Raw genomic sequence first — 26,933 nt, 5'->3', positions numbered from 1 at the left:
CCGTTACTAGCCCCTCTCGGCGAATCCCCCCTAGAATAGTGCCTCAAGTCGCGAAGCACTACCCGAACTTTGGGTCAATACTTATGCTTATCCCTTTGTCCACAGGTCCGAAATACGGCTTACCGCCTGTCTTTCAAACAGTATCGTAACGGGTAACCCTTCAATTTGATATTCCGCGGGTAAACTTACTTTTAATATCAGCTTTAATGCTGCCTTTTGGCCTTCAAAAGGTCCTGATAACTGCGATGGAATTTTGCTCGTTAGCTCAGTGTATTCATTAATAACCGCATCAAACCGCTTACCATTGGGCAATTTTACGACCGCTTTCTGCCCGATTTTTGAATACTCTAAATACTTAGGTGCGAGATACCCGTGTACTTTTACTGTTTTTTCAGTCACAACGGAGAACAATGGCTCATTAACCACAACATATTGACCCTCTTGGACAAATACATCATTCACCCTACCTGCAAGCGGTGTATTAACTGTTAAACTTTGGTTTAATGCCGACAAACGTGCAAACTCGATTGTTAATTGTTGATAGCGCTGGCCTTTTAAGCCGTAAAGTCTTTCCATGTCTTGCCGCTCTTTCTCTCGTAAAATATCAACCTTAGTCTGCTCCAAATTAAGCTCAGCCGCATTTAGAGCTGCTACAGCACTAGCCAAGTTAGATACAGGTACAACCCCACGCTTTTGATACTCTTTATATTTATCCAGTAAATCTTGCTGTCGTTCCACGCCATGTTTTGCGACAGCCTTTCTCGTCTCTAGTTGACTTAGAATATCATCAGTAAATGGCGTTTTCTGTTGAGTTAATGAAAGCAGCTGTCGATTCACTTCTTGATATTGACCAGATAATTCAAAATTATATAGCTCTAGTAGCTTCTGATCTTGTTTTACTAATTCTCCCAGCAACACTTCTACCTTCTCGACTGTGCCACTGCTAGGGGCACTGATCACCAAAGGCTCGCTAGTAACTATACCTACAGCTTCAACTTTGAACTGAGGGACAAGGTAAAACCAAGCAAGAATACACACAGGGCTAAATGCAATAACCAGTAATAAATACCATCTAAATTGATAAGACACTCTTTTTGGCCCTGTATAAGGGATCTTCATACCGTGCTCTTGGGTGGGGTGATCAACTTTAGTCGACCCTTTAAATTTAAGTTTCATATGCATACCTATTGAAATATGTTCAAAGGTTTAAAACTTCTCGCCGCGTTTAAGCACCCACCATGGTGCCATACTTGTCTCTTCGTGAGAGCGTCGCACGAGTTCGTTCAATAAAGCAAAACAACATACTGTTCTCATAAAAAATGCATATATTGGATATAGAGGGAGCCAAAAGGCGAGTTTTAAGTCTTGCTTGGGCCTCTCGGAAATACTGACTAAAACCAGAAAGTAGAAATAGCTGATGGTGAATAGATATAAGCCATAGATTACGATGAATAGCGCTAATGCAAATTGCCACGGGAATAAGAGCAGCACTGCGACAGAGTGAATTAAAATCACGAATGGCAGAATAACATTTTGAATGTAGCCATAAAGAAGTGTAAAAATAAAACTCTTCCAGCCAAGTAATTTAGGTGTAAATGCTGGCCAGTGTTTTCTTAGATATAGAAATAGTAAATCTCCATCCCAACGTAAGCGTTGTTTTACCAAATCTCCTACTGTGCTTGGCGCATCGGTATGTGCGATTGAAGCAGTTGCATAGGGCACCTCCATATTTGGGTAGCGTCGAAAATATTGTTTGATCCGAACGGTCAAATCTAAATCTTCTGCTGTATGCGTGTCCCAACCACCGATTTGCTTCAAAAAATCGCGTCGAAATGCCCCAAAAGCACCAGATATATTGTTGATCATGTTACATTGCGCTAATCCAGTCTTTCCGCCTTGCATGGAGACCAGGTATTCTATCGCCTGCATTTTTGTCCACATAGATTTATCTACATTTCGAACTCGTAGCGCCCCACCGACAGCTGGCACATCTGGATTTTCAAATAAGCGTACCAAATGGGATAACATATCATTGTCAAAGGAGGTATCAGCATCAACATTGACGATAATTTCACCTGTGGCAAAAGACAAACCAGCATTTAATGTTGATACTCGCCCTCCCCTTTGCCATTTAGGTAAGAGAACAATATTACGACTTGGTCGATTAAATACTCTCTTACAATATTTGGCAGCCTCATAGGTATGGTTGTTTTGTACAGCACCATCAATTACTGCAATAATTTCAATTTTCCCGGGGTAGGTTTGTTCCATTAGTGAAATAATGGTTTGTTTAACGGCCTCTCCCTCGCTGTAACAAGTAATAATGCAGCTTACATTGGGTAGATAGTGGCTCGCAGTAGACTCATAAGTGCTTTTTAATTTTAGCCATTTACAAATTCCAAAGGTAATGAGAATAAAAAGCGGGAGCTCGTAGGCTAAGTAAAGTGGAATAAATAAAACCAACAACGATAAGTAACTTTGCACCCAAACAACAATTTGCATGGTTAGATACTCTAATAATGAAATCAGGTTCATAGCTCTACTCCAGTATGTTCATTAAACGCATCGTCAAGCCAATTGCCTACTTCACTCATAAAAACAGCAGAGGGCAAACCTACGGCACGTATCGATAAGGCAATATCTCCACCCGATTTCAATGCGCTGATCCCTTTTAATTTAGTATAAATAGAATCCAACTGGCTTAGCGTTGTATTCGGTAACAGCAGCAATAACGTATGTTCACCAGCTAAACAGCAAATATCGGTCGTTCTAATCGTTTCATTTATACGACTTTCAAATTCATCTAATAACTGTATAGCACGCAGTTCACCAAAATTTTCTATGAAGGAGAGTAAGTTACGCAGCTCTACTCTGACTATAGAGTGCTGTTGTTGATGGCGTATTCCCAACTGATTTTGCCACTTAACGAGCCATTCAAAGTGAGCATAGTCAACTGCTTCAGCCCCGGGTAAGTGAACATTATTAAAGCGATCTCCCAACTTTATTAGACTTTTTCCTGCCTGAGATATACCAAAGCTGTGAATATTCTGAATAATTAAATCGTCTACACTATTGCATTCATTACAACTAAAGCAGTTAGCAATCACTTCTGCATCAACGAAGCTACTATGACACTGATTGCACTTTTGGTTTTCAATGGGACGGTCGTAATCAACACCAATATGACGAAGCCGAGTACTACAGTTAGGGCAACTTAACCCTACGCCATGTTTAAATTTAGCCTCTTCATTTACATGACCGCAATTAAAGCAATGTAAACTTGTGACTAACTCAATATCGATGCTCTGACAGCTAGGACAAGCATCAACGTAATTTAAATGACCAGACCGACAACTTCGGCAGAAGCGAACTCGGTCGATTAGTTGTTTTGGTTCGATAACCTTTCGTCTTCGAATACCTGACAACCAAGTAAAGATCTCCTGTGGCGCTACGCCAAAGCTTTCTAGGAGGGGATAGGAATAAATACTCTTAATGCCCGAATCATGGCTTGGCATCACCTCTGCATCTTTAAAAATCCATAAGTAGGCCAACAGCTTCGTCATCGTTGATTCAATTGATTCATGACCTATTGCTAAACGATTGCTTCGCTGGAGAAATAGCTGATACTCGTGAACACATTGCGCACTCCAAACACCATTAGCTAGTACAGCCGACAACTTACATTGGTTTGTAACGCATATATAACTACACCATAAATACTCATGACTTCGCAGAGCCATTAAAACCCGACTCTGCTGAGCTACATCCGTACCTAGAACGATTAGCACAATTTGGGCGTTGCTCTCGATCCGTTTCATTAAGTCATCTAGAGTGGAAAAAACAGAAAACTTAATGTTGTCAAAGCTTTTATCTGACGTACAACCATTACCCAACCAAACATACGTTGAGCCTTTTACTTCACTATCAAAACTCGACATTTCAACCTCACTTCAACGAGTTGAACAAACTCTTATTCCGACAATTGCAATAATTTTAAACGTTTAGCTCCACTCCAGCGTTTATTACAGTTCCATTACTAATCCTTTCTCATTAATATGCAATTTTATTAACAAAACATACATACAAAAATACTATATAAAAATTCAAAAAAACGAAATAGTATAAAAAACGAACGACGATTCACCCAAACTTTACACTAACTAATAATTTAAGGCTATAAAAATGGTAAGCATACATAAGGTAGTTACACTACAGCTAGTGGGTTTAGCAATATTAGCTTTACCTCCTCTTACACATGCAGCAATGAGTGATGACAGTGCCTGCATTGTTAGTCGGCAGACACAAGAATCATATTGTTTGAAAGCTGGTGAACGCTCAGGGTATTCATTACCCGACTACATTTACAACCATGAAGTCGATGTGATTGCTCCGCCAGGATTGGGGGTAATGCTAAGTGACTGGGATAATTTATCTTACAATCGCATCGCAACATTTACTGGATACACAAACAATGCCCAACTACAAAGGGTCACAGCGAAAGATGGTCAAGAGTTAGACTTCTCTCACCCTCGCTCCATGAGGGTTGTAAGTACACAATCCCAACCCCAAGCTTGTATCCGTAGCCTAGATACTGGCGATAAGTTCTGCTTAGAAGCAGGACAGAGATCAGGATATAGCCTACCTAACTACATCTACGGGCATGCAGTAGAAGTGATAGCGCCACCAGGACTAGGTGTGGTGCTAAGTGACTGGGATAATTTATCTTATAACCGACTAGCAACATTTACAGGATATACAAAAAACGGTCGGTTAATGAATGTACAAGCTCGAAATGGCGAAATGCTTAACTTTTCTACTCCCCGATCCATGTCTGTAATTAACGTTGATAGTCCACAACAAGCGTGTATTAAAAGTTTAAAAACGGGGGAGCTATACTGCTTGCAAGCAGGTGAAACCTCAGGTTATTCACTGCCTAGCTATATTTACCGACATGAGGTTGAAGTTATCGCACCAGAGGGATTAGGTGTCGTACTCAGTGACTGGGATAATTTGTCTTATAACCGCATAGCCACATTCACAGGTGACGTCAGTAATAATATGCTCGAGAACAATCTTGCAAAAAATGGGGATTATCTTGATTTCTCAGCCCCCCGCTCCATGAAAGTAATTAGTGTCGCCCCCAAAGTAGAGTTCACGAGTATTGAAAGTGTAACAGCGACTTCTGTTCCGTATAGCAACGAATTTATCTTTAAAGTCAATTTCACAGAGGAAAGTCTTGGCACTGAACAATTGAGCATCCAATTCCAACATGAGTTGAAAAATGCAAAAGAGCAATATACATCGATTGTATATATCAGCTTTGATGGTGGAGCTACTTGGCCTAACATCTTAGATGTGTCAGACCTTGCAGACATCTCCATTCCTAAAGGCACACAAAGTGTATGGATTAAAGGTTTATCATTGCCAAATGCACAACAAGGAGAAAAATTAACACTGCAAGCATGGTTCAGTCGTGCTGAGACAGACTATTACAGAGCCACTCTTGATTTAAGTGAATTTATTGCAATGAACTCTAGTCGTGTCTCTCATATCAAGACTATCTCAAGAAGTTATCAAGGGCAGAGAAACGACACAGGAAAAGAATGTATCATTAAAAGGATCTTTAAACTTGAGAATGTACCGGGCTATTGCACTCAAGCTGCTGAAGGAGACATAGTGACAAGCAAGGTTTTCTTTGACAACCCAACGACTTCACAGACGCATCTCTTCGTTCAATTCGTTAACGGAACTGCAAAAAAAGATACTGATATCCGATCTATACAAGTGACGGTTTCTTACAAAGATTATAACGAGAAGTACACGCTGAAAGTTAATTTAAAAGACTTTAAGGTCTTAAATCTACCGGAGGGTGTAGAGCAAGTTCGTTTCTCATACCGAGTATACAAAGATAATGTCTCTGAGGATGCTGAGTATTTATCATTTAAAGCTTGGACCGTAAACGATGACGTAAACTACAGCCAAATCACCATTTCTGAAAATTAAGATCTAACCATTATTGCTGCTCAAGGAGGATATGCTTGAGTAGCAATAACTTTATAGGCTGGTGGTTTTCTTAGGCTGCAGAATTCACCTTTACTCTGTCAAAATGTTGAAAAAAGCGCGTAAATTTATGAGCTATTCGAGATTTATCAGACCAATAGTGTCGCTTTTTTACAATTAATTGTTGTCTCCCCGCACTATCTTAAAGTCGAACTCGTTGAGCCTTAAACGAGCCCAGTAAACACTAGCCTAGTCACCAATAGCTAGCCGACACACAGAAAATAAGGATGACAACATGCACAGCTTCGCATCAATTTTTGAAATTCCGGCAACCGACTTAACGCGCGCCGTAAAGTTCTACAGCAACATTTTTACTGTAACGATTGAAATCATTGATATACCTGAAATGAACATGGGGATATTTCCCTATGAAAGGCAATCTACCGTAGGTGTGATTGTTCAAGGTGAAGGTTACACTCCTTCCAGCACTGGCGTCACTCTGTATTTAAACGCAGGTGAAGACCTACAACGAGTGCTATCAAAAGTAGAAGAAAACGGTGGCAAAATACTGACCCCCAAAACCCCACATGCAGACGAAAGCGGCTTCTTCGCGTTATTTTTAGATACAGAAGGCAATCGGTTAGGGCTGCACTCACCAAAGTGAACACGATATTCATTAATATCGCTTCGATTTCAAACTTTACAACTTCTTGTTAACTGTAATGTACTGTAATATGCAAATAGGTTAATTTAGAGTAACATCTCGAAATTTTTAAGTGTTGCTCTTTTTATATTGAAGCAGGAAAAGGACCTTAATATGCAACCTGTAGTACAAACCTCATTCGTAGAATCTAACTCTGGCATGATAACGATGGTGATTGGTGTTATTCTCATCGCAATTTGTATCACTAGTCTTTTTCATGCCAAAAACAAAAAGCACATTGAGTTTGTTAACTACACCCCCACACTATTAACAACCATAGGCATATTCGGTACCTTTCTTGGTGTAGTGATTGGCCTATTTAATTTCGATCATACTAAAATTGACTTAAGTATTTCGGCTTTATTATTTGGTTTAAAAACTGCGTTCATAACTAGCTTGCTGGGCTTATTTCTATCTATTTTGTTTAAAACATGTCAAACAACTCTATTTTTTGAAAAAGAGGAAATTAGCATTTCTGAAGCCTCTCCTGAGGCAATATTGTCGGCAATAAAAGAACAGACTAAAGCGACTAGTGATTTAAAAGACTCGCTTGTAGGTAATGACGAGAGTACATTGCTAGGTCAATTAAAAATTATTCGCGCTGACAGCAACGATAACTTTAAACAAGCCTTTAACCTTCAAAAAGATCAGTTTGATGCGCAAACTTTAAAACAACAAGAGTTTGCAGACAAGTTATGGATAAAATTACAAGACTTTGCTGACACTCTTTCCAAATCTGCGACGGAGGAAATAATTGCAGCTCTAAACAATGTGATTGCTGACTTTAATCAAAAAATTACCGAGCAATTTGGAGATAACTTTAAACAACTGAACGAGGCTGTTTTTAAGCTTGTAGAGTGGCAAGAAAACTATCGAGTTCAACTAGAAGAAATGAAAGCTCAATACAATCACGGTGTTGAAGCTATCGTAAAAACTGAAGGCTCAGTTGCAAGCATTAATGAGCATGCAAAATCAATCCCTCAGTCGATGGACACTTTGACCGAAGTTATGGAAGTTAACCAGCATCAATTAGCTGAATTAGAAAGGCATTTGGAAGCATTCGAACAAATGCGTAACAAGGCTATCGAGGCCGTCCCACAGATTCAGCAGCAGGTTGAAAAAACAGTTCAGGATATAGGTGCAGCTGTTAATGCTGCAAGTACTCATTACACCTCCCTATTAACCCATTCAGATGAATATATAAACAAACATATTGCTAGTTCAGAAGCACTGTTAGATAAATTTGTGAACTCTACAGAGCGAGGTATTGATGCCGTCGGTACTAAGTTAATAAGTAGCTCTGAAAATATGGGTAAAGCGTTAGATTTAGCGAGTACTGAATTTACTAATAATGCCTCAAGAACAAATGAGAGTTTGCAAAGCAGTTCCGATTACCTTGCCGATGGTAGCGATAAAATGAAGCTGCACATCTCTGATGCTGTTTCAGATCTCAACAATAACATGAGAGATCTTATTGAAAAAGTTGTCGTAGAAACGCGTACGATGAGCACCACTTTTAAAGATGCAAATAGTGAGCTTGCTCAAGATACAAAACAAGCTAGAGATACCTTCTTATCAACAAACTCTGAAGTGAGAGAGCAAATTAAACGCGTAATTGAGCAAGCTGCTCAAGAGCAAATGCAGCAAACTCAACGAACTTTTGTAGCTATTGAAGAATCAGCGAAGCAACAATTAGAAAAAACGCATGAGACAGTTGAACATCAGTTGAGAATGATTGACCAATCCATGCAAGAAGAGTTAACTCGCGCATTACAGCTTATGGCTAACTCTTTAGGTCAAATTTCAAATAAATTTGCCGAAGATTACCAAGTATTAACTCAGCAAATGAGGAGAGTTGTTGAGCAAGGAGCAACAGCTTAATGGAAGATATTTTTGGAAAACGTAAGCGTTCTGAAGAAGGTGGAGAGCATTGGTTATCAATTTCTGATCTGATGGCTGGACTCATGATGGTGTTTTTGTTTATCGCCATAGTATTTATGCGTCACACCATGAAAGAAAATGAAAAAATCAAAAATGTGGCTGTTGCTTTTCAGGAAAATCAAGTTGCTATTTACGAGTCTTTAATGAGTGAGTTTGATAAAGATTTAGACACTTGGGGAGCTGAGATAGATAAAGAAACATTGGCTTTCAACTTTAAGTCACCTGATGTGCTCTTTGATAACGGTGATATAGATATTAAACCAGCTTTTGCGATAATTCTCGATGATTTTTTTCCGCGTTATTTAAAAGTCCTAAAGCCATTTAGAAGCTCAATAGATGAAGTCCGCATTGAAGGCCACACTAGCAGTGAATGGAACAAAGATAGCACTGATGAAGAAGCCTACTTTAAGAATATGAAACTTTCCCAAGGTCGAACACGCTCGGTGCTCTCATATTTGTATACGCTCGTGCCTGAAGAAACTCCTTGGATAAAGCGCAATATTGCTGCGGTTGGCTTTTCTTCTTCACGTTTAGTTTTGACAGAGCAAGGCACTGAAGACTATGAAAAATCAAGACGTGTTAGTTTTCGAGCGATAACAAACGCACATATACAAATAAAACGTATTCTAGAGGCACAAGAGTAATGAAGATTGAAATTGATTTTAGTACTCTGCAAACTGCCACTTTAAAAATGGGGGCCCCAAATAAGCATATTAAACTCGACTCCCCCCTCGGGAAAATAAATCCAATAGACAATGGGTTAGGTATAGGCCTAGTGCTAGGAGAAGATCTACAACTCTCTGAAATTGATAACACCAATAACCTTCTGTCTTATAAAGGGCGGCAAATAATGCTCTACATTCCAGAGCAAGGCAGCCAAATCGAAGAAGTAATTAAAGACGGCAAAATTGATGGTGCTAAGCGCTTACATGTTGCTGAATGCAAAACATTAGAAAATATGCGTAATCAGGGCCGATTTGAAAGGTATTACGTTACCAATGATATTAGTGGAAGCTACCCTGTAATGGGTCATCATCATTATCGGGGGGATGTTATTGAGGGTAAAGCTAAATTAGGCGTCTGCAAAAACTGCTTAAGAATCCTAAATTATAAAGGATATGCTGATCACAGTCATATTAAGAAGTCTAGAATATACCAAGAATTTAACTTAGCTGAATTCTTTGAAACTTATAGCTCTTACTTTAAACACTACCCGAATCAAAACAAGTCAATTGGTAGTTACACCAAAGATTGGGAACAAGTATCAAGCCAATATAGACAAACGCAAAACTATACTTTGTAGTGGCATAGTTAATTTGGCCACCCATTAAGAAAGAAATGTTATGCTATTTGCATACAAATTTGGGTGAAAAAATGACGAAATTAAAACGCGCAACCTATTCTGCGGCAATCAAATTAGAAACAGCTCAACTTGTAGTTGACCAAGGCTACACACAAGAAGATGCAGCTAAGGCTATGGGGGTTGGTAAATCAACTGTAAGTAAGTGGGTAACTCAATTGAAGCAAGAGCGGAATGGCCAGACCCCCACAGCGTCACCAATGACACCTGAACAAATTGAAATCCGCGAACTTAAAAAGCAAATCCAACGCATTGAATTAGAAAAGGATATATTAAAAAAGGCTACCGCTCTCTTGATGTCCGACTCCCTGAACAATTCTCGTTAATTGAGAAATTAAATCAACGAGAGCGTTACCCAATTAGCGTGTTGTGTAGCGTATTCAATGTGCATCGCAGCAGCTATAAATATTGGGCCATACGGGATACAACGCCTACACCAGAGCAAATAAGGCTAGAAGCTGAAGTTAAAGCCATACATGCAATGAGCGGCGGTTCAGCTGGGGCACGGACAATCGCAGCAATCGCAACGAATAACGATTTTGAATTAAGCCGTTATCGCGCCGCTAAGCTAATGGTTAAACTAAAACTAGAGAGCTGCCAAGTACCACAACATCAATATAAAAGGGGTGGTAATGAGCATCTTGAAATCCCAAATTTGCTAGACAGGCAGTTTGATGTTGTTGAGCCGAATACGGTGTGGTGCGGTGATGTGACGTATATTTGGACAGGCAATCGCTGGGCCTATTTAGCGGTCGTTGTTGATTTATTTGCACGTAAAGTCGTTGGTTGGGCAATGTCGTTGTCGCCAGATACTAGCTTAACGCTAAAAGCGCTTGAACTCGCGTATGAAAGCAGAGGTAAACCAAGTGGATTGATGTTTCACTCAGACCAAGGAAGCCATTATACAAGCTTGAAGTACCGCCAACGTTTATGGCGCTATAAAATTACACAAAGTATGAGCAGGCGCGGAAATTGTTGGGATAATGCGCCAATGGAGCGATTTTTTAGAAGCTTTAAAACGGAGTGGATGCCAAAGGTTGGATACGAAAACTTTAAAGATGCTAAATATGGTGTGAGTGATTATATCAACGGATATTATAACAACGTTAGGCCTCATCATTATAATGCTGGTTTAGCGCCAAATGAATCTGAGGTTAGATACCAAGATTCTAAAACTGTGGCCAAAATTAGTTGACCACTACACTTGTGAGCAGTGCGGGGTTGAGCTTAGTCAATATAAACGACTTTTACATACCCATCACATCAATGGTGTAAAAACAGATAACTCTATAAGTAACTTACGCGCACTTTGCTTGGACTGCCATAAAAAGCAACCTAAGCATGAGCATATGCATGTCACTCACAACGACCAACTGATTATCAATCAACTAAGACGTGAACAACATAAATTTGACTGCAGCGAATACTCTGACGTACTTCAATACGCAGATTCTGCGCTTGAAGGGTTACTGTTAAAATGTAAAAAGTACAATTTGCCAACCCCCGAGCTGGGGATCGGTGTCAGAAACGGTGATGATTTCGTTTCTATCGATTTAGCTTGGCCAAGAAGAAAGTTTGCAATAGTCATCGAAAAGGAACAACTCTCCCCTTTAAGAGCTCAAGGTTGGAATGTTTTCTTAGCGAGCGAATGCCTTGACAACTTCACGAAAATGCAACGTATGGTACGTTAAAACAGATAACAACTACTATAGTTTTAGTCGTTGCAAGTCAAAGTTTTTATTAGAAGTTAGCTCAACTCGTTAGAAAATATAGAATGAATCAGATCTAATTGAGGCTAGTGCCTTCGGAGTAATCGTGAAAGATATAATTATTAGGGCACTGAAGTATGCAATGGTAAGAATTGACAACTCCTACCCTATTGAACGTGAGGTTGACCTCCAATCAGTGTTGTTTGGTGAGCTTTATAAAGCAATGCCAAAAGCTATCGTTCGCTTTGAACACACATTAAAAAGCGACTTTCAATCGTATCGCATGCGGGGTCGTTCAGCTAAAAATAGAAAAAGTAGAGTAGATTTACACATTCAGACAAGGTTAAAAAAGGCAGTAATTGAGCTGAAATACTTTAAGGGTGCGGGCCGGGAAAGTTGTATAGATATGCTTGCTGACTTGGCAAAAGTTGAACGTATTGTTGAGTCTCGCGAGGCTGATGAAGGGTTTTGTATTCAATTAGTCAAACAAGGTGTAATTAGTCGTTTACCTTCAGTAATTAGTACTGGGGTTTATAACGAAATAGTTGGTCGCTGGCACTACAACTTTGAAATTAAGGGACAATATGAAATAAAACCGATGCGCCAAAACAACGGCTTTACTTTAATTGTTCACCATGTGCAGTTTCCAATAAAATTGAAAGGTTAGGAGGAGTATGGAACAAGTTTACGAATGGATAAAAATATTAGGGGGTAGCTCAGTCCTAATTGCAATAAGTGCTTTCATCGCCAAATTACTCGTAGAAGTTTCCTTTGAGAAAACACTTGCTAAATTTAAATCTGACTTTGAAGCTGAAATACGTAAACGTGAAAAGTCTGTTGAAAAGCTTGAAGAGCTTCATAATGCCTTAATGGAAATGTATCTTCGACTCTATATTAAACACTTGAATATCATTGAAATGGTAAAGCAAGGTGCAACTGTCGAACATGTAAGAGAATATACCGGCTATCAAAACATGGGGCAAGAAGCATTTGTTTTACAAAGCAGAATCAAGTCTCTCACTTCGATATATGCTAGTGAGATAGACACTGACATCTCAGATAAAATCGATGAGTTGGTGAAACAAATAACCCTATTTAGCTCAAAACATATTAAAAACACATTAAATCGGTCCGATTATGATGCTTTGAACGATAAATTAGAAGGATTCAGAGTTTCTGCGAACAAATACATGGATAGGGTCTGCGCACTAATAAAGGAAACATCTAATAAGTAAACTTATTCACCGCTAAGCCGAAAATATAAACACGTTCTACTTGCGAGTTCAACTTTTAACAGAGGTAAGTTTGCCATATTCGCTTATCCCATAATACTTTGCTTGGATAGTGCTGTTTTTGCGCCGCTTTGGGCTTTACTACTTTTTCCAGTCTTTCTGTTGGTTGACTTTGATTAATCATTATTGTGCCCTCGAGTATGACCTCTTCGAAGTGCACATAAAGGGCAGTGAAGATTTGCATGTTTTCGCTCAAGACTAAAGTAATTGCATTGCCCGCTTAGCATGATGTACAGCAACTTAAAGTATGACTCTTTTGGTTTTACTTTCTGAGTTTGTTCCTTCATCGCTCACCATCTTAAAAATTAAAAAAGTGTGAATAAATAGTCTTATGAATACTTGAACGCATTTTGTACTCACCTGCACTAATAATTATCACATGCTCTAGAAGTAAGAGAATATATGAGCTTTTGTCCAATGTGTTTGACGATTCATAGTGGTTACAGTTAAAAATAAAACATTGACAGTAAGAAACATAAATTTCACAATTATACATATTCACCCATTCATAAATTTGGCAAGGACGATGACATAGCAGGAAAAAGGCAAGACGAAAATGATCGAAGATCTTAGCTTAATTGGCTCTAAGTTCAGTGGTGAAAATATTCTCTACATGCGTTTATCTCTCGGCCTTAGTCTTCGAGGTTTTGCTAAATTCTTAAATATGGGTGTCTCTCACCAAACAATCAGTAATTGGGAAAACGAATATTGCAAACCTTCTCATGGTGCTTATGAGGAGTGTGTAAACAAGTATTTGGCTAAAAAACATAAAGTAAAACAAAACCCTGCTAGAGTACTGTTACTAAACCCAGCTACTGTGCGATACTTAAAATCGTTACTCAGTTCGGTTTCGAAAGAGGAACGCCAACAATTTTTAGATAAGCTAGACGATGGAGACCGCTAAGCGATGAACTGCATGCGTAAAAACCAACAAGAAAATTTAAAAGCATGGCAATGTAAGCAAATTTCCGGTGGTGTAGGAGGAGGTGGTGATGTCGGCGGTGACCCTTATAATATCGCAAAGAGTTCAATCCCACAGTCATCAGTCAACATCCTTACCATGGAGAGGTTTAAGCAATGAATCATTACACAAAATTAACGACCCAACAATGTAAACAAATCTCAGGTGGAGTTGCCGGTGGTGGAGTAAAAGGTGGTGTTCCTTATGATGATACAAATAATACTACTCTATAATTATCAACTCACACGCTCACCTTGGAGAGATTAAAACAATGAGAAACTTTACAAAATTGACTAAAAAACAATGTAAAAATGTATCAGCAGGAGTCAATGGAGGTGGAATTCAGGGTGGGGATCCTCAATCGGCAAATGCCACCAAGACAGAAAGTCCAGAAGCTCAATCTCAACGTAGAGCGTGAACATGGAATATGTATTGAATATTTTTGATAGTCCAAGGCTCGCTATCACTGAAATAGTGTTTTTCACACTTCTTATTGCAGTTATTGTAGCCAATCGTAAAGACGGTCATCGAGTCTATCTGGTACTAGTGATGTTTTCAACTAAGCTGGCAGACCTAATTATAAGACCTTTTTTGCCTTGGGACGTCATTACATTTCAATTTGCACTTTTTATACTGAATTTGCTTCCCGTTTTACTAATTACATATCGATTATCTATAGTTAGTTGGGTACAAAAAGTCACCTCGCTTTCATTCACAGTTTTCAATAACAATAATACAGCCAAAGAACAAATTGCGATCTCGTATATTTATGGCTTTGTCGCCATACTCTGCCTTGGAATGATTGGTGAACATATTCTTAGGCATCCAGAATTGATAGGCCTCTCAGAAAGCTTGGCTATTCCAATTCGTTTACTGTACGACTCATATCCTTTAATAGTAACAGCCCTTACATATTTGCTAATACTAATCTTATTTATTATGACCATTGATGGCTGGGCCATTAGGAAAATGCGAGCAATGGAAGAGACAAGTAACGCCAAAAAACGCTTAGATTAAGTGTCTCACTCACGATATAAAAACAGTAGAGTAATGGCTCCCACCTAGGACTCATTACTCTACTAAACGCAGCACGGGAGTCATTATGGGTTTAGACCATTTAGTTAGCTGGAAGCATCATGGAAATAATTAGAAGCAAAACATTCACAGCACAACGCGCTTGGGGCGCAAAAGACATCGCCAATATGAATGGTATTACAACCCGCCTGCATTGGACTGATCAGCCTTATAAGTGGCATGTTAATGACGGTGAAGAAGTCTTTGTCGTGTTAGATGGCGAGGTTGACATGTTTTACAAAGAGAATGGCGTTGAGTAATCAGCCCTATTGCAAACTGGTGATATTTTTTATGCGTCAATTGGCACTGAGCATGTTGCCCATCCTCGTGGCGAGGCGAGAATTTTGGTCATAGAATCAGAAGGTAGCGTATAAGGTTTGGGCCGGTGTTAAACATCGATATCCGTTAAACTGGACAAGTCTAAACTTGAACTGTCAGAAGCGGAGATTCATTTAGGGTGCTCATAAAGTCGACCTAGCAGCAAGAGATCTCAATGACGCTAGGCATAGCCGCTTCGTCACATTTGAGCCATTAGTTAACTGCGCTCTTCTATTTGATATACATCAGCAAAACAACAATTGCGAATTAATGGGAAAAATTATTTTGCTTTATCCACTGTATCGCAATATCTAGAGGCTCGGCTTTATTAGTATTGTGGCCTAGCAATGGAAATAATACATATTCAAAAGGTTTGCCTTTAGCTTTCATTCTATTCAGTTGCTCGATACACATTTTGACTGGGACCTGTATGTCCTGCTCTCCGAAGAGCCAGAGCCCAGGTATCGATAAAGAATTCAAAGAAATTTTCGGGTCCGTTGCTTTAAAATCATATCTGTCAGGATCATTTAACGTATGTTCACGCGATTCTTCATCAGTATGAGTTTCCCAAAAGTCTTCTCTACCATTGGTATAAAACTGAAACCTAAGTTGTTCCAGAGTTGTGATTGTAGGGCTACTAAAGAGAACCATAAACTCTACTGATTGATTATTGAGTGCGGCAATTGGAATAATCCAGCCAGCCTGACTCGCGCCAATAAGTCCAATCGATAACTCTTTGTCATAGCCATGAACCACATCTACCGCGCCACTTGCATCTTTCGCAAGCAAAGTTAAATTATCAACACTTATATTATTGGTTCCCACCTGAGGCCCTACGTAAACACCACCAGATTCACCAACCCCACGCTTGTCGTACGTCAAAACTAGTAAGTCTCTCTTAGCCAGTGACTGTGCTAACTTAGTCATTCGTGGGACAGGATCAGAGCCGTGCACTAATACTACTGCAGCTCGCGCATCTTTAGGTATATACATGCTCCCTGATAATTTTACACCTTCGCTTTCAAAAACGACCTCTTCTACAATAGTAACGTCATTTGGTTGGCGTTTTTCTTCGTTGAGAGTGTGACTTTGGTCTCTATTGTTTGTAGTACAACCTGACGCAAAAATTAGTAAAAACAAAAAATATCCGAGGTTTCTCATTTTTTAATCCATTATGAAATTAAAGAAACCTTGAGACAGCAAGGTTTGCGCCAACATAAAAACCAATGATTTCAGTTCTTTAATATTCTCATTTTCGACTAGAGTACTCTATGACCACTAATTAGTTATACTGACCATCTATTGAAAACCCGTCTGAAATTGGTCGTTTTTTGAAAATGTAAGCCCATGCCTAAGTGAACTACACGAAGGGATATTTTGAATGCCCGTTCCTGCTCAAATCGGGCCCTTAGTTCATTTATATTAACGGATTTTGTAGCAAGACGAAATCGCTGACACCCACCACTAGCTTGCCCTATTGCACACAGGTCATATTTTTTTATGCATCAATTGGCACTGAGCATATTGCGCATCCTCGTGGCGAGGCGAGAATTTTGGTCATAGAGTCAGAGGGTAGTGTATAAAAAACTAGTGTAGCTATGATCCACTACCTTTATTTATACAAACAAAAAATTGGTTTAAATGAGCGAACTAATGTAGGGTTTGTTCAGATGAATTAGTTAAGATAAACGCTAATTTTGCTATATTAGCTTTTGGTTCATTCCTTGAACTTTGCAACTCAGGTAAGCAAATTTAAAGCGGGATTAAAGGCAGATACATGCCTTGTCATTTGCTTTAATGTTGAAGTTTATGAGTCTTAAGACTGTCTATTGATGAAACGTTCAGCACGCGCAAAGAGCTTGTCACACTTATCTTTTTGCTCGCTATATTCGACCGAATCTTCCGTAAGAGCATCAAGCACTTCTTTTGCTTGACGATATTCACCTACCACTTGTTCAAGTTTACCTTCAAAATCCTCTTTCCGTGTTTTTTTACTACTTTGTCTTCTTGGTCTAGCCATAACTCACTTCTCTTTAAATCAAAGTCCCAATAATTTCTTTCGCTCTCGTTCAGACAGAATATCTTCGATTTTTCTTCTTACAACGTGAATATTATTTGACTTACTTTTATCAAGAGCCGCATCTTCGCCACTCTTTTTTTTCGACTGTTTTTTCAATTTAAAATCCTACCTCTCAAAACAAAATAATATGAACGAAAAACGCATAAAACTCCCTATCAATGTGAGTTAAAAAAACGCACATCAATTAAATGGAGTTTTATGAAATTATGGTGTTAATATTGAAATGGACTTTTACTTTGAGAGATGGATATTGACTGGAAGTCCTCTCCAGTCTATTCGCTACTTATACCAAAGTAACGTTAGCAGCATTTGGACCTTTAGCCCCTTGCTCAACATCAAAAGCCACTTTTTGACCTTCATTCAGTGTCTTAAAGCCTTCGCTTACAATTGATTTAAAGTGAACAAAAACATCTGGACTACCATTTTCAGGTGTAATAAAGCCAAAACCTTTTAACTCATTAAACCATTTTACTGAACCTAAAATCTTATTAGACATATATACCTCGATATATTAAAAAATATTAGTTACTAAGTATGTAATAAAGGAAAAGATATCGCAGAGCATATATGACGAACTGGTTCGAAAGGAAACTGAGAAGAACTTGAACTAAATGTTACATTAATAGGTAACTTATTGAGTCGCCCACTATACACGAAATATAACTAATAGATATAAGTTTCTTTTTTATTTTATTTATTCAACAAAATCAACAGCAAAACCTTTAGCATTACACCCTCGGCTATAGGTGCTTACACCTCACTCAAATACTGGATCATCCGCCCTGAGCGTTTCTCTTCTTTAAAGTCACAGCTGGTTAGACGATATTAAACACGGAGGTTTATTTTGATAACGGCTGATAGCTCGAAATTTATCGTAAAGTCAGTCCGTCCTCCTGACAGGTTTCGACGCCCCTCCATGGGTTACGACTTACTTTTCTTTGATCCCCAAAGAAAAGTTAGCAAAAGAAAGGGCACTCCCAGCATCACGCTGACTCCTCAAGTAAATCGCCAATATGAACGTCACCGCTGTGTAAGGGCCATCCTTGGCCCTTACACAGCTTTTCACGCATCCATGCGTTGAAATGACTCATTGGCAACTTACTTTCGGGTGTGATGAGGGAGACACAAGGTGCTGATAGTTTTGTTTGGTGCTTGCAGGCAAATTTGCTACTTTTAAGAGAAAAACTAGAACTCGCAGTCAATACTAATCCCCTTTACCACACCCGAAAAACATAACTACTCGGCGGGTGAACCGTCTCCCACAAAACTATTTAGACTGTGAGTTAGGAGGCTACGCTGATAGTTTTTGTAACCTTTGCAAACAGCTTCATCGTAAAAAGCGTAGAAAATCTCACAAGCAACTTATTCCCCCCTCCATCACACCCGAAAAGCATAAGCCGATATGCAATGTGCCGACAGGATGTCGGCCAAGTCTTGCCTGGCATCATGGACGTGCCATACAAGACGGTTGCACTATATCGGCTTAGGATTTGAGGATTAAGTGTGATGCTGGGGCGACGTTTTCTTGGTTCGTTCTTTTTCGTCGTTTAAAAAGAATGAACGAGGAGCGTATGGATGCGCTTTGATACGTACCATGGAAGGTGATTTTTCCAAAAGACTCGAGACGATGAGTTAAGTCAGCCCGTCCTCCTGACTGGTTTCGACGCCCATCCATGGGCTACGACATACTTTTCTTTGATGCCCAAAGAACAAGTATGCAAAAGAAAGGGCACTCCCGACATCACACTGACTCCTCAAGCAAATCGCCAATATGAACGTCACCGCGGTGTAAGGGCCATCCTTGGCCCTGTCACCGCTTTTCACGCATCCATGCGTTGAAATGACTCATTGGCACTTTACTTTCGGGTGTGATGAGGGAGACACAAGGCGCTGATAAATTCTTGTGGTGCTTGTAAGCGACTTAGCTGCTTCAGGAGATAAAACCAGAACTAACAGACAGCGCGATTTCCCCTCTATCACACCCGAAAAGCATAAGCTGATATGCAATGTGCCGACAGGATGTCGGCCAAGTCTTGTCAGGCACAAGGACGTGCCTTACAAGACGGTTGCACTATATCGGCTTAGGGTTTGAGGATTGAGTGTGATGCTGGGGCGACGTTTTCTTGGTTCGTTCTTTTGCGTCGTTTCAAAAGAATGAACGAGGAGCGCATGGATGCGCTTTGATATCAGCCAAGGAGGGGCTGCTTCTTAAAATCAAGTAGTTAACCTGCTTAATTGCTCAGGCTAGCGGCCTCTGTATGTGTAAAAAATATAATTGCTTATCAAGCCAAATTTAGGTGTAATGAATACATAATAAGCGCTGAGCAATGCAGGGCAAGCTTACATAACACTAGCTAAACTGATTACACTAGCTAGAAAAGTGAGAGCCTCCAAAAAGCCTATTTTTTCTAAGTAAGCCATAGCATAAACAACACCAACTCTGTCACACCGAGCAGGTAGCGGCTCAGTCCAATAAGCGATTATGCAACACAAACTGCCTGTCGCATAAATACTCAAATGTTAGCTGCTCATGGAGTTTTCATGTCTAATACAGAGCAATCCATAAATCTTATCGAGCTAGTAAAGGCTATTGGTCCATATTTTGTTTCAGTGGCTGGCATGTTATTTGCTTTTATTCAATCAAAGCGGCTCGCTGAGATTACTAAAGAAAAAGATCTAGAAATTGCCAAACTTCAACAGCAATCTATTATTTCGATGGAAAATTTAAAATCGAAGAGTGCCGCAATATTAAAGTTGCAGGAAATTTATAGTCCCTTATTTGCAAAAGTAACAGCAACCTTAAATTTTTATTGTGGAATAGTTTCTAGCAAAAAAAGAAGTGAAGAAATTAAAGCTGACTTGGCTAAATGCTTCGCGGATCACTATAACTCATTAACATTTGAGAGTAGAAAAGTAGTTTTGGCAGAGGCAATTGCGATTTGTCAATCCTTAAAAGATCATAACTGCTACGAGCTTGCAGTTAAACTGGATAACAAGATTACAGAAGCACTAGCACTAGTTGACACTTCTGGTACTTGTTCAGGTAAAGAACACGTTGAGCCTATATACAAAGCTCTACGCGAATTAAGTTTGTTATACGTTGCACTTTTCTATCGTCTAGCAAACTTTGAAACCGCAGCTAACAAGTCAAGTAACACGAATGCAGCAAGCTGCACCGGTACTTGAGGAGTTATACCCTATTTGAGTTCAGCATAATAATCTTAAGGCGAAAACAATAATGGCTCGGACGTCAGGCGCAAAAAACATACAAAAATTTGAAGATAGAACAGAGGTTAGTTCAACAAGTAGTAAGGAGATTAAGCACTTAGCTCAATCTAGTAAATCGAGTGCTTTAGATCAGTTTAAGGCTTTGCTAAAGCATCAGAAAAATTATCTAAATTGGTTGGAAAGTAGGCATACGGCTCTCAACGAAGCAAGAAAAGAACTTGCTGAATTTAAATCACTGAATTATCGCGGACCAAAAGATGATACATATAGAAAGTACAAGTGGTACGCCGAGCACAATGCTTTACTCGAAGCTATAAATGGCTTTGAGGTATTTTATAAAACCAGCCTTATCAATTTGGCAAAGATTATTAGGCATTATGTTCCTGCAGAAAAACTCAGTGGAGCGGTAGACGTGAAAGTCTTGTGGGGTATCACCAAAGCTTCAGTTCCCGAATTGGTATTTGAACATCAACTTTATCATGACCTTGATAATGTTGATAAGGCCTGCTTCGCACTTATAGGCTCAAAAAGGTACAATAAGAACAGTCCAAAATCTAATCTTCGATAATTAAACTTAGCTTTACAGGCAATATTTCAGGTTAGGCATACTCTTTCTCATAACCATGGTGTCATTACTATAAGTGATAAATCTAAATTAAAAATTTTGGGCTATGATGCAACGACGAAAGAGGTAATTGACCCGAGTAAAGATACATTAGGGTTATCTATTACGAGACTTTTAGAGCAAGAGTCTAAGGACTTTACATCATGGTTATTAGATAAAACAGCAGACTACCTTAAAGACCAAGTTGATGCTCGCGGGTTGGAGTTAGATAAAAAAATACATAGTCGACTTCAAAAACTATTAGGGAACAATAAAAAACTTGATAATTTGAGTTGGGTATAACATACGCTTTAATACGGACTCGCAACGCTCTGCGGTTTTGGTTTTAACGGGCTTTAGTGTTTACGGTGTAATGGTTGGGTGTTGTGGGGTGTAGCTCACCACTTAAGCGGGCGTTGGCCCATAGGAATTTTTAAGCGAAATTCGTCTAATACAGCCGACGACCTAAAACGTTTTTGTCCAAAAAACGAGCTATCTGAACGTCAGCTACCATGACTGCAAACTATCATGGTAGCTGTTGAACGCCGAGATTTGCACAGAACCCCCTTCAAAACGGCATGATTAAATGTCAGCGAAGACACTTAAACCCACTATCGCCTCGAGTTTTGCAAACCACTACACCTCACTCAAATACTGGATCATCCGTCCTGAGCGTTTCTCTTCTTTGAAGTCACAACTGGTTAAACGATATTGAACGAAGTTATCTGTTAAGCAGCGGGTGTCGTGGATATCGCCGGGTAGAAACACTCGGCAATCGCCGGCTTTGAGCGTGTCTGTTCCTCGGGATACAAGGTGGGTTTCGCCGCTTGCTGTGGTGATGGGTTTGTAAGTTGTCATTTCCATTTCGCCGGATTGCACGGCATAAAATACCCAACCTGCGCCATGATCGTGAGGCGGGCGGTACGTGCCCTTTTCTTCGGCATGGACTAGCAGCATAAAACCATAGTCAGGGTCTTGGTAGAGTGTTTTTGATGCTAGTCTTTCACGCTTAATGCTCGCAAGCCAAGGCTCGTGCGGTGGAGACTGAGTAAGTTCGCTTAACAATTCACGTACTGTTACTGTGGTGCTTGAATTTAGCGCGCTCCAGTTGGCTTTTATGTCATTGACAATTTTATCTAAGCTATTTTGCATTGCCTCTGCCTCTTATCGTTTGGTCACTGTCATTCGGTTAAGAGGAGCATACAACTTCAAGTTCACTTTAAGTCAAGGAATAGAATTGCTCGAATAATAGCGGTGTCGCTTAAAACTGATAACTTAACGAAAGTTTGATGGTGCGACCAAAAATGGGTCTAGCATAAAAGATAGCCTCTTGGTGGCTTAAATCATCCCTAGGATTGCCCTCAGTTAGCCCCATAGCATTGGTGAGGTTTTTAACCTCAAGCTGTGCGCTGAGCTGTTCATTAACTGCCAACTCGGTAAATAAATCCCATGTTTGATAGGCTGGTAAGGCAAACCGATTGGCAATATCCGAATAGCGTTTACCAACATACGACCAGGTGATAGCCGCGGTAATAGGTCCTGCTTTGTATTCCGGCGTTAGTCGTAGTTGTAACTCCGGCGTTCGCGTTATTTGATTGCCATTAAATTCGCTTTGTGGCAATTGCTTAGGAATGCCGTAAAACCCAGCGTCTTGCCACACACCTATCGCTCTAAATTGCAAAGCCGGACTATATTGATAGTCAAATTCGAACTCCAGCCCTCGTGTTTGGGTATTGATTGAAACGGCTTGTTGAGTCGTAGCCGCGCCGCGATACACCGTAAGCGGGAGCGGATCAAACTTGGTTTCAAATAACGCGCCACTAAACTGCCAATCAGCGGTTTGATAACGCAGTCCAACTTCACCTAACGCCAAACGAATGGGTTGACCAAAGTCTTGTTGTGCGCGTTCTTTTTCACTTTTAGCCCATCCGCGGCCATTGCCGTAATTAATGAGCCGTGGCATTTCAAAGGCGTCGGAATAACGTGCAAATATCGCCATCGCGTCGCCAATTTGGTAATTTGTGCCAATACTGAGCGCATTTTGCGTAAAGGAATCACGCCAAGTGGCAGCCGGGAGATAGTGAGAATAAGCGGCTTTTGATGAATCGGTGTACGACTTTACCCCTTCAAGTAGCGTGCTGGTGAGATTAAGGTGTTCATTACGCAGCGCCAAGTCAACCCTAAGGTTTTCAGTGAGCTGCCAGTCTATATTGGCATACAGCGAATGTGATTGAGACAAGCCGCTACCGCTTAAATAAACGGGACCGGCGTAAGATAAAAAACCTTGCTCGGTAAAGTTGGCAATCACATTTTCTTGCCCATCAACCAGTACGATGTCCAGTCGCTCTGGTTGATGCTTTACATCCGTTAGTAACGCGCCAAGCCATTTATCTAGTGGTAACTCATCGAAATCACTTCGTGCGTAAATATGGCCGAGGGTCAGTGACCACTGCGCGTGGAGATAATCCACACTAAAATGATTTACCAGCTGCTGTTGCTTATAACGTGAATATAAAGGGTAACTAGCGGTCACAAGACCATTACCACTAAGCGTTGCGGGGTTGGCAACTAAGGTGTTATCTGAATACCTTAAGTATCGAGGACGCAATGCGCTATTTGCAAAATGGCGTTTAAATTCTGTGATATCAGCGTGTTGCAATCGGCTTGTAGCGTCGACTATGGTTTGGTTACCCAAATTCATTAAGGTATACAAGTCATTGTTTAGGCTTGAAAATCGCGCACGATTGCTCAGGTTAACGTGTTCAAAAAGCGGCGTGTTAAACAGTAAAGTGTAGCTATTTAGGCGTGTTTGCTGGGCGTCTTCTAAGTCACGCTGCACGCGTCCTTCTGGAGTGAAGAAGGTGAGCGATCTTAAGTCGTCGCTCAGTAGTGTTCCATCGTCATAAGGCAGGCTCGCCAGCTCTCGAATTTCGCCGCTATTTTGCATCACTAAGGGCGCGTAAAAGCTGGTTTTATCGTTTAAATGTTTATAGCTAAAATCAAGCTCAAATGCGTCGGTTAACCAGCTCACGCGCGCACTCACTTGGCCGCCTAAGTCACTTTGATAGCCCGGCTCCCGAATACCATCGGAAGTACGATAAAACCCGCCTACCGTATAAAACCATTCATCATTCAACGCTCCGCTAAACACGCCATCAAAACGAGTGTAGTCATAGCTCAACCCCTGACTCACTTTCACTAAATTAAAAGGATTTTCTGAGCCTCGCCTGCCGATATAGTTCACCATTGCCGCAGGCCCGTTCACGGTAAAAATACCGCTACTGCCGCCACGCACCGCTTCAATGGCTTGATGGGTTAGGTCTGGACGTAAAAAAAAGTCCCCCCAAATACCGTCGTAGGTCACGGGCAAACCATCTTCCATGAGGCTGATAAATCTAAACCCCTCGCCACCTCTAAGTCCCCTTGGCGCAACATTATTGTTAGTTTCGCCACCCGAGTCTTCAACCCAAAAGCCGGTGATATTTTTGAGCGCTTCTGCGCTGGAATACGGTGTTTGTTTTTCAAGTTGTAGGCTTGCAAGCTGAGTGATTGAAATAGACGAGTTTAAAATGCTACGGTTTTTGCCGCTTACACCCGTTACGATAATGCGCTCAAAGTGTTGTGCAGACTCAAGTTTTTTAGGAGTCACAAAAATACGCTGCTGCTCTGGGTCTAGGGAAAAGTCGTAGTCAGCTTGATGAAAGCTGGTGAGCAAGACTTGTTCGAGGGTGTAGCGGCCAGTTATCTGCTCAACGCTAATGTCATCTTGGATTTCGGCTGCACTTAACTGCCAGCCACTTTGCGCAGCAATATCGAGTAAACGCTGCTGCAAAGTCGCTTTAGGCAAGTTAAATTGATGATCCGTGGTAGCAAATGCAACGCCACCAAACCATATTAACCACGCTAACAGCGGGATTAATAGCTTGAATAACATAGTTTAAATCAATGTCTTTATTATTGTATAAACTTTGTACCACTTATATTGTGACTTTGCTATGACACTTTTAGCTAATTTGCGATTAGGGTGTATTCCTCACCTTTTTGCATCACGGTGATCGGATAAATCTTTTCTAAACTATTGAGCCAATCACCTATTTCAGTGGTTAAAAAGGTGCCATTGTAGGTCAGTTTTGCTAGGCGTTGATCGCTTAACTTCACTTTGATTTCGCTATATCGCGACACATCATTAAGCACATTGCCTAATTCTGCGTTTTGATACACTAAGTAGCCTTTTTGCCACGCCATGGTCAACGCTTCCCCCTGGGCTTTACTGCGGGTAACTTCGCCTTGCTGTGTGACTTCTACCGCTTGCCCTTGGGTCAATTTGATTGCTTGTTGCTGAGTCACAGCCACACGGCCCTCAAGCACATCGACTCTAATTGAAGCCGGATTGGCGCGAACATTAAATACTGTGCCTAGCGCCTCAACTTGGCTGTTTTGGTAGCGCACGATAAACGGGCGCTGCTTGTCTTTACTCACGCTAAACAGCGCCTCACCTTGGTACAACAGTAGTTCTCTTGAAGTGTTGCTGTAGCGAACAGCCAATTGGCTATTGGCCCCTAAATTAACCTGACTATTATCATCAAGCGTAATGGTGCGATGCTCATTGACCTTGGTTTGAAAGAACTCGCTGTACACTGTATCGACAGGGGCTGGCTTAGCAATGGCAACAGGTGCTTGCTGTAGTGGCTGCTCTGGTGCCATAAAAGTCACCAAACCAACCAGCAGCAAAGTCGCGGCAATCGCAAGATACCAAGGCTGAGCACGGCGTTTGGATGGTGGCTTAATGTCAGTTACAGCCGTGGTGTTTTGTGCATCCAGCTGTGCAAGCTGCTGAGTAACATAGTCATCGTCAAGTTGGGCTGAAAGCGTCCAAAGCTCCAACATGTTGTTGAACACATCACTGTGTAGCGGATTTTCAGCTAGCCAAGCGTTTAGCGGCTGTGGATAGTGAGTGCTGTCATGAGGTGAGATCTGCTGCTCGTCTAAGACTAATAACCAATCAGCGGCTTGTTCTTCAATTATTGCTAAATCGTCAGATAATGGAGTCATGTTTATATCCTTAACACTCATGATCAAAGCTCATGCTGTAACTGCTGGTAGCAATGACGAACTGCACGTAATACATATTTTCTTACCATACTTGGGGATATCTGTAAGGTCAAAGCTATCTCCTCATAGCTTTGACCACGTATTTTATACAATAAAAAAGCCAGCCTACATTTGTCGGGTAAGCTTGCGAGAGACTTTTCCATTTCTTTAAGTAGCTCTTGGTTGTGGTGGTTTTGTTCAGGGTTAGCACTTGCGTAAGGTTGTGGCATTTGATCGCTATCGTGCTCACGGTCATCAAACGGGCTACGCGCTTTACGCCGCAGCTTATCAATGGCCAAATTGGTTGCAATTTTATACAAGTACGCGGCGATATAGTTGCTGACATTATCCTGCTCAAGTCCAAGCAATTTCACAAACGCCTCTTGGGCAACGTCTTCCGCCTCACGTTTGTCTAACCCTTTGCCCATAATGTGGCGGATCAGCTTTTGCTGTTGTTTTAAAAACAACTCCTCTACCTGTTGACGACGTGCAAGGTCGTCGTTTGCAGCTACCGTAGTGGTATCGACTGCTTTACGCTTAAAAGATAATAACGGTGGCATGAATACGCATCC

At 40.6% G+C, this 26,933-nt stretch carries 27 protein-coding genes and 1 pseudogene; 16 read left to right on the top strand and 12 right to left on the bottom strand.

What is annotated here, in order from left to right; translation table 11 throughout:
• Nucleotides 1–87: 87 nt before the first annotated feature.
• Genes PPIS_RS20665 through PPIS_RS20655 form a run of 3 tightly spaced genes read right to left on the bottom strand, consistent with a single transcriptional unit; the run spans nucleotide 88 to nucleotide 3,938 of the window.
• Nucleotides 88–1,176: an HlyD family secretion protein gene (locus tag PPIS_RS20665; protein WP_010370265.1), complete on the bottom strand. Its 1,089-nt coding sequence runs from the start codon at nucleotides 1,174–1,176 to the stop codon at nucleotides 88–90.
• Nucleotides 1,177–1,206: 30 nt separating this feature from the next.
• Nucleotides 1,207–2,502, bottom strand: a complete 1,296-nt coding sequence (locus tag PPIS_RS20660) for a glycosyltransferase family 2 protein (RefSeq protein WP_249031269.1) — start codon at nucleotides 2,500–2,502, stop codon at nucleotides 1,207–1,209.
• A gap of 29 nt (nucleotides 2,503–2,531) precedes the next feature.
• Nucleotides 2,532–3,938 (bottom strand): TackOD1 domain-containing metal-binding protein, encoded by a 1,407-nt coding sequence (locus tag PPIS_RS20655; RefSeq protein WP_010370269.1) that lies wholly within the window; start codon nucleotides 3,936–3,938, stop codon nucleotides 2,532–2,534.
• 244 nt (nucleotides 3,939–4,182) lie between these two features.
• Here PPIS_RS20655 and PPIS_RS20650 point away from each other — a divergent pair, with 244 nt between their 5' ends.
• From PPIS_RS20650 to PPIS_RS20610, 9 genes are all read left to right on the top strand, one after another.
• Nucleotides 4,183–6,003: a hypothetical protein gene (locus tag PPIS_RS20650; protein WP_010370272.1), complete on the top strand. Its 1,821-nt coding sequence runs from the start codon at nucleotides 4,183–4,185 to the stop codon at nucleotides 6,001–6,003.
• Between the two features lie 292 nt (nucleotides 6,004–6,295).
• A complete protein-coding gene (locus PPIS_RS20645; protein WP_010370275.1) occupies nucleotides 6,296–6,664 on the top strand; it encodes a VOC family protein in 369 nt (122 codons plus the stop codon).
• Nucleotides 6,665–6,817: 153 nt separating this feature from the next.
• Nucleotides 6,818–8,584, top strand: coding sequence for a MotA/TolQ/ExbB proton channel family protein (locus PPIS_RS20640; protein WP_010370277.1), 1,767 nt, complete (start codon nucleotides 6,818–6,820; stop codon nucleotides 8,582–8,584).
• Nucleotides 8,584–9,288 (top strand): OmpA family protein, encoded by a 705-nt coding sequence (locus tag PPIS_RS20635; RefSeq protein ID WP_010370280.1) that lies wholly within the window; start codon nucleotides 8,584–8,586, stop codon nucleotides 9,286–9,288. The genes PPIS_RS20640 and PPIS_RS20635 overlap by 1 nt, the downstream gene beginning before the upstream one ends.
• Nucleotides 9,288–9,947: a hypothetical protein gene (locus PPIS_RS20630; RefSeq protein WP_010370283.1), complete on the top strand. Its 660-nt coding sequence runs from the start codon at nucleotides 9,288–9,290 to the stop codon at nucleotides 9,945–9,947. Before PPIS_RS20635 ends, PPIS_RS20630 begins: the two co-directional genes overlap by 1 nt.
• 71 nt (nucleotides 9,948–10,018) lie before the next feature.
• Nucleotides 10,019–11,199 (top strand): IS3 family transposase gene (locus PPIS_RS20625; RefSeq protein WP_096040897.1). Its coding sequence is split into 2 segments (ribosomal slippage): nucleotides 10,019–10,277 and nucleotides 10,277–11,199, totalling 1,182 coding nucleotides; the frame shifts between segments, so codons are not numbered across the junction.
• Nucleotides 11,147–11,695: an HNH endonuclease gene (locus PPIS_RS20620; RefSeq protein WP_081629155.1), complete on the top strand. Its 549-nt coding sequence runs from the start codon at nucleotides 11,147–11,149 to the stop codon at nucleotides 11,693–11,695. The genes PPIS_RS20625 and PPIS_RS20620 overlap by 53 nt, the downstream gene beginning before the upstream one ends.
• Nucleotides 11,696–11,819: 124 nt before the next feature.
• On the top strand, nucleotides 11,820–12,380 hold the full coding sequence (locus PPIS_RS20615; RefSeq protein ID WP_019647476.1) for a hypothetical protein: 561 nt from the start codon (nucleotides 11,820–11,822) through the stop codon (nucleotides 12,378–12,380).
• A gap of 7 nt (nucleotides 12,381–12,387) precedes the next feature.
• Nucleotides 12,388–12,948: a hypothetical protein gene (locus PPIS_RS20610; protein ID WP_010375773.1), complete on the top strand. Its 561-nt coding sequence runs from the start codon at nucleotides 12,388–12,390 to the stop codon at nucleotides 12,946–12,948.
• A gap of 55 nt (nucleotides 12,949–13,003) precedes the next feature.
• Here PPIS_RS20610 and PPIS_RS25655 read toward each other — a convergent pair whose 3' ends face one another.
• Nucleotides 13,004–13,129, bottom strand: coding sequence for a hypothetical protein (locus PPIS_RS25655; RefSeq protein ID WP_276324808.1), 126 nt, complete (start codon nucleotides 13,127–13,129; stop codon nucleotides 13,004–13,006).
• Between the two features lie 432 nt (nucleotides 13,130–13,561).
• Here PPIS_RS25655 and PPIS_RS20600 point away from each other — a divergent pair, with 432 nt between their 5' ends.
• The 4 genes and pseudogenes from PPIS_RS20600 (at nucleotide 13,562) to PPIS_RS20590 (ending at nucleotide 15,414) form a co-directional block, all read left to right on the top strand.
• Nucleotides 13,562–13,909 carry a helix-turn-helix domain-containing protein gene (locus PPIS_RS20600; RefSeq protein ID WP_010375769.1) on the top strand — a complete coding sequence of 116 codons (348 nt, stop codon included), beginning with the start codon at nucleotides 13,562–13,564 and terminating at the stop codon, nucleotides 13,907–13,909.
• A 12-nt stretch (nucleotides 13,910–13,921) separates the two neighbouring features.
• Nucleotides 13,922–14,086 carry a hypothetical protein gene (locus PPIS_RS25210; protein ID WP_019647477.1) on the top strand — a complete coding sequence of 55 codons (165 nt, stop codon included), beginning with the start codon at nucleotides 13,922–13,924 and terminating at the stop codon, nucleotides 14,084–14,086.
• A gap of 300 nt (nucleotides 14,087–14,386) precedes the next feature.
• The gene (locus tag PPIS_RS20595) at nucleotides 14,387–14,983 is read left to right on the top strand and encodes a hypothetical protein (protein ID WP_010375768.1); all 597 of its coding nucleotides are present in this window, start codon (nucleotides 14,387–14,389) and stop codon (nucleotides 14,981–14,983) included.
• Nucleotides 14,984–15,102: 119 nt separating this feature from the next.
• Nucleotides 15,103–15,414 (top strand): annotated as a pseudogene (locus tag PPIS_RS20590) (cupin domain-containing protein).
• Between the two features lie 211 nt (nucleotides 15,415–15,625).
• Here PPIS_RS20590 and PPIS_RS20585 read toward each other — a convergent pair.
• The 4 genes from PPIS_RS20585 to cspE all read right to left on the bottom strand — a co-directional run bounded on the left by PPIS_RS20585 (nucleotide 15,626) and on the right by cspE (nucleotide 17,934).
• Complete coding sequence (locus tag PPIS_RS20585) at nucleotides 15,626–16,519, bottom strand: alpha/beta hydrolase family protein (protein WP_010375763.1); 894 nt, start codon at nucleotides 16,517–16,519, stop codon at nucleotides 15,626–15,628.
• 655 nt (nucleotides 16,520–17,174) lie between these two features.
• On the bottom strand, nucleotides 17,175–17,378 hold the full coding sequence (locus PPIS_RS20575) for a hypothetical protein (RefSeq protein ID WP_010375761.1): 204 nt from the start codon (nucleotides 17,376–17,378) through the stop codon (nucleotides 17,175–17,177).
• Nucleotides 17,379–17,396: 18 nt separating this feature from the next.
• Nucleotides 17,397–17,534, bottom strand: a complete 138-nt coding sequence (locus PPIS_RS25205; RefSeq protein WP_019647480.1) for a hypothetical protein — start codon at nucleotides 17,532–17,534, stop codon at nucleotides 17,397–17,399.
• A 187-nt stretch (nucleotides 17,535–17,721) separates the two neighbouring features.
• On the bottom strand, nucleotides 17,722–17,934 hold the full coding sequence (gene cspE, locus PPIS_RS20570) for a transcription antiterminator/RNA stability regulator CspE (protein ID WP_010375758.1): 213 nt from the start codon (nucleotides 17,932–17,934) through the stop codon (nucleotides 17,722–17,724).
• Between the two features lie 2,045 nt (nucleotides 17,935–19,979).
• On the opposite strand from cspE, the gene PPIS_RS20565 reads away from it, so the two are divergent.
• The 3 genes from PPIS_RS20565 (at nucleotide 19,980) to PPIS_RS20555 (ending at nucleotide 21,573) form a co-directional block, all read left to right on the top strand.
• A complete protein-coding gene (locus tag PPIS_RS20565; protein ID WP_010375757.1) occupies nucleotides 19,980–20,624 on the top strand; it encodes a hypothetical protein in 645 nt (214 codons plus the stop codon).
• 52 nt (nucleotides 20,625–20,676) lie between these two features.
• Nucleotides 20,677–21,234 carry a hypothetical protein gene (locus PPIS_RS20560; RefSeq protein WP_010375754.1) on the top strand — a complete coding sequence of 186 codons (558 nt, stop codon included), beginning with the start codon at nucleotides 20,677–20,679 and terminating at the stop codon, nucleotides 21,232–21,234.
• 96 nt (nucleotides 21,235–21,330) lie between these two features.
• The gene (locus PPIS_RS20555) at nucleotides 21,331–21,573 is read left to right on the top strand and encodes a hypothetical protein (protein ID WP_010375751.1); all 243 of its coding nucleotides are present in this window, start codon (nucleotides 21,331–21,333) and stop codon (nucleotides 21,571–21,573) included.
• Between the two features lie 333 nt (nucleotides 21,574–21,906).
• On the opposite strand, the gene PPIS_RS20550 is transcribed toward PPIS_RS20555, so the two are convergent.
• The 4 genes from PPIS_RS20550 to PPIS_RS20535 form a co-directional block, all read right to left on the bottom strand.
• A complete protein-coding gene (locus PPIS_RS20550) occupies nucleotides 21,907–22,422 on the bottom strand; it encodes a cupin domain-containing protein (protein WP_010375749.1) in 516 nt (171 codons plus the stop codon).
• Nucleotides 22,423–22,531: 109 nt separating this feature from the next.
• Complete coding sequence (locus PPIS_RS20545; protein WP_010375747.1) at nucleotides 22,532–25,204, bottom strand: TonB-dependent receptor; 2,673 nt, start codon at nucleotides 25,202–25,204, stop codon at nucleotides 22,532–22,534.
• A gap of 74 nt (nucleotides 25,205–25,278) precedes the next feature.
• The gene (locus tag PPIS_RS20540; protein ID WP_010375745.1) at nucleotides 25,279–26,322 is read right to left on the bottom strand and encodes a FecR family protein; all 1,044 of its coding nucleotides are present in this window, start codon (nucleotides 26,320–26,322) and stop codon (nucleotides 25,279–25,281) included.
• A gap of 23 nt (nucleotides 26,323–26,345) precedes the next feature.
• Entirely contained in the window at nucleotides 26,346–26,921 is a 576-nt protein-coding gene (locus PPIS_RS20535) for an RNA polymerase sigma factor (RefSeq protein WP_010375741.1), read from the bottom strand.
• Nucleotides 26,922–26,933: the final 12 nt, after the last annotated feature.

Source organism: Pseudoalteromonas piscicida, assembly GCF_000238315.3.
GTDB classification, from domain to species: domain Bacteria; phylum Pseudomonadota; class Gammaproteobacteria; order Enterobacterales; family Alteromonadaceae; genus Pseudoalteromonas; species Pseudoalteromonas piscicida.
Note: the sequence above shows the minus strand (reverse complement) of the source record. Positions and strands in the feature narration are given on the sequence as shown.

Excerpts from the sequence above, each read along its gene's own strand:
- PPIS_RS25655 (WP_276324808.1), bottom strand. The coding sequence starts at position 13,129 with ATGATTAATCAAAGTCAACCAACAGAAAGACTGGAAAAAGTAGTAAAG.
- PPIS_RS20645 (WP_010370275.1), top strand. The coding sequence starts at position 6,296 with ATGCACAGCTTCGCATCAATTTTTGAAATTCCGGCAACCGACTTAACG.
- PPIS_RS20660 (WP_249031269.1), bottom strand. The coding sequence starts at position 2,502 with ATGCAAATTGTTGTTTGGGTGCAAAGTTACTTATCGTTGTTGGTTTTA.
- PPIS_RS20600 (WP_010375769.1), top strand. The coding sequence starts at position 13,562 with ATGATCGAAGATCTTAGCTTAATTGGCTCTAAGTTCAGTGGTGAAAAT.
- PPIS_RS20640 (WP_010370277.1), top strand. The coding sequence starts at position 6,818 with ATGCAACCTGTAGTACAAACCTCATTCGTAGAATCTAACTCTGGCATG.
- PPIS_RS20535 (WP_010375741.1), bottom strand. The coding sequence starts at position 26,921 with ATGCCACCGTTATTATCTTTTAAGCGTAAAGCAGTCGATACCACTACG.
- PPIS_RS25210 (WP_019647477.1), top strand. The coding sequence starts at position 13,922 with ATGCGTAAAAACCAACAAGAAAATTTAAAAGCATGGCAATGTAAGCAA.
- PPIS_RS20560 (WP_010375754.1), top strand. The coding sequence starts at position 20,677 with ATGGCTCGGACGTCAGGCGCAAAAAACATACAAAAATTTGAAGATAGA.
- PPIS_RS20650 (WP_010370272.1), top strand. The coding sequence starts at position 4,183 with ATGGTAAGCATACATAAGGTAGTTACACTACAGCTAGTGGGTTTAGCA.
- PPIS_RS20620 (WP_081629155.1), top strand. The coding sequence starts at position 11,147 with ATGAATCTGAGGTTAGATACCAAGATTCTAAAACTGTGGCCAAAATTA.
- PPIS_RS20585 (WP_010375763.1), bottom strand. The coding sequence starts at position 16,519 with ATGAGAAACCTCGGATATTTTTTGTTTTTACTAATTTTTGCGTCAGGT.
- PPIS_RS20630 (WP_010370283.1), top strand. The coding sequence starts at position 9,288 with ATGAAGATTGAAATTGATTTTAGTACTCTGCAAACTGCCACTTTAAAA.
- PPIS_RS20610 (WP_010375773.1), top strand. The coding sequence starts at position 12,388 with ATGGAACAAGTTTACGAATGGATAAAAATATTAGGGGGTAGCTCAGTC.
- PPIS_RS20635 (WP_010370280.1), top strand. The coding sequence starts at position 8,584 with ATGGAAGATATTTTTGGAAAACGTAAGCGTTCTGAAGAAGGTGGAGAG.
- PPIS_RS20540 (WP_010375745.1), bottom strand. The coding sequence starts at position 26,322 with ATGACTCCATTATCTGACGATTTAGCAATAATTGAAGAACAAGCCGCT.
- PPIS_RS20595 (WP_010375768.1), top strand. The coding sequence starts at position 14,387 with ATGGAATATGTATTGAATATTTTTGATAGTCCAAGGCTCGCTATCACT.
- PPIS_RS20565 (WP_010375757.1), top strand. The coding sequence starts at position 19,980 with ATGTCTAATACAGAGCAATCCATAAATCTTATCGAGCTAGTAAAGGCT.
- cspE (WP_010375758.1), bottom strand. The coding sequence starts at position 17,934 with ATGTCTAATAAGATTTTAGGTTCAGTAAAATGGTTTAATGAGTTAAAA.
- PPIS_RS20655 (WP_010370269.1), bottom strand. The coding sequence starts at position 3,938 with ATGTCGAGTTTTGATAGTGAAGTAAAAGGCTCAACGTATGTTTGGTTG.
- PPIS_RS20575 (WP_010375761.1), bottom strand. The coding sequence starts at position 17,378 with ATGGCTAGACCAAGAAGACAAAGTAGTAAAAAAACACGGAAAGAGGAT.
- PPIS_RS20550 (WP_010375749.1), bottom strand. The coding sequence starts at position 22,422 with ATGCAAAATAGCTTAGATAAAATTGTCAATGACATAAAAGCCAACTGG.
- PPIS_RS20545 (WP_010375747.1), bottom strand. The coding sequence starts at position 25,204 with ATGTTATTCAAGCTATTAATCCCGCTGTTAGCGTGGTTAATATGGTTT.
- PPIS_RS20665 (WP_010370265.1), bottom strand. The coding sequence starts at position 1,176 with ATGAAACTTAAATTTAAAGGGTCGACTAAAGTTGATCACCCCACCCAA.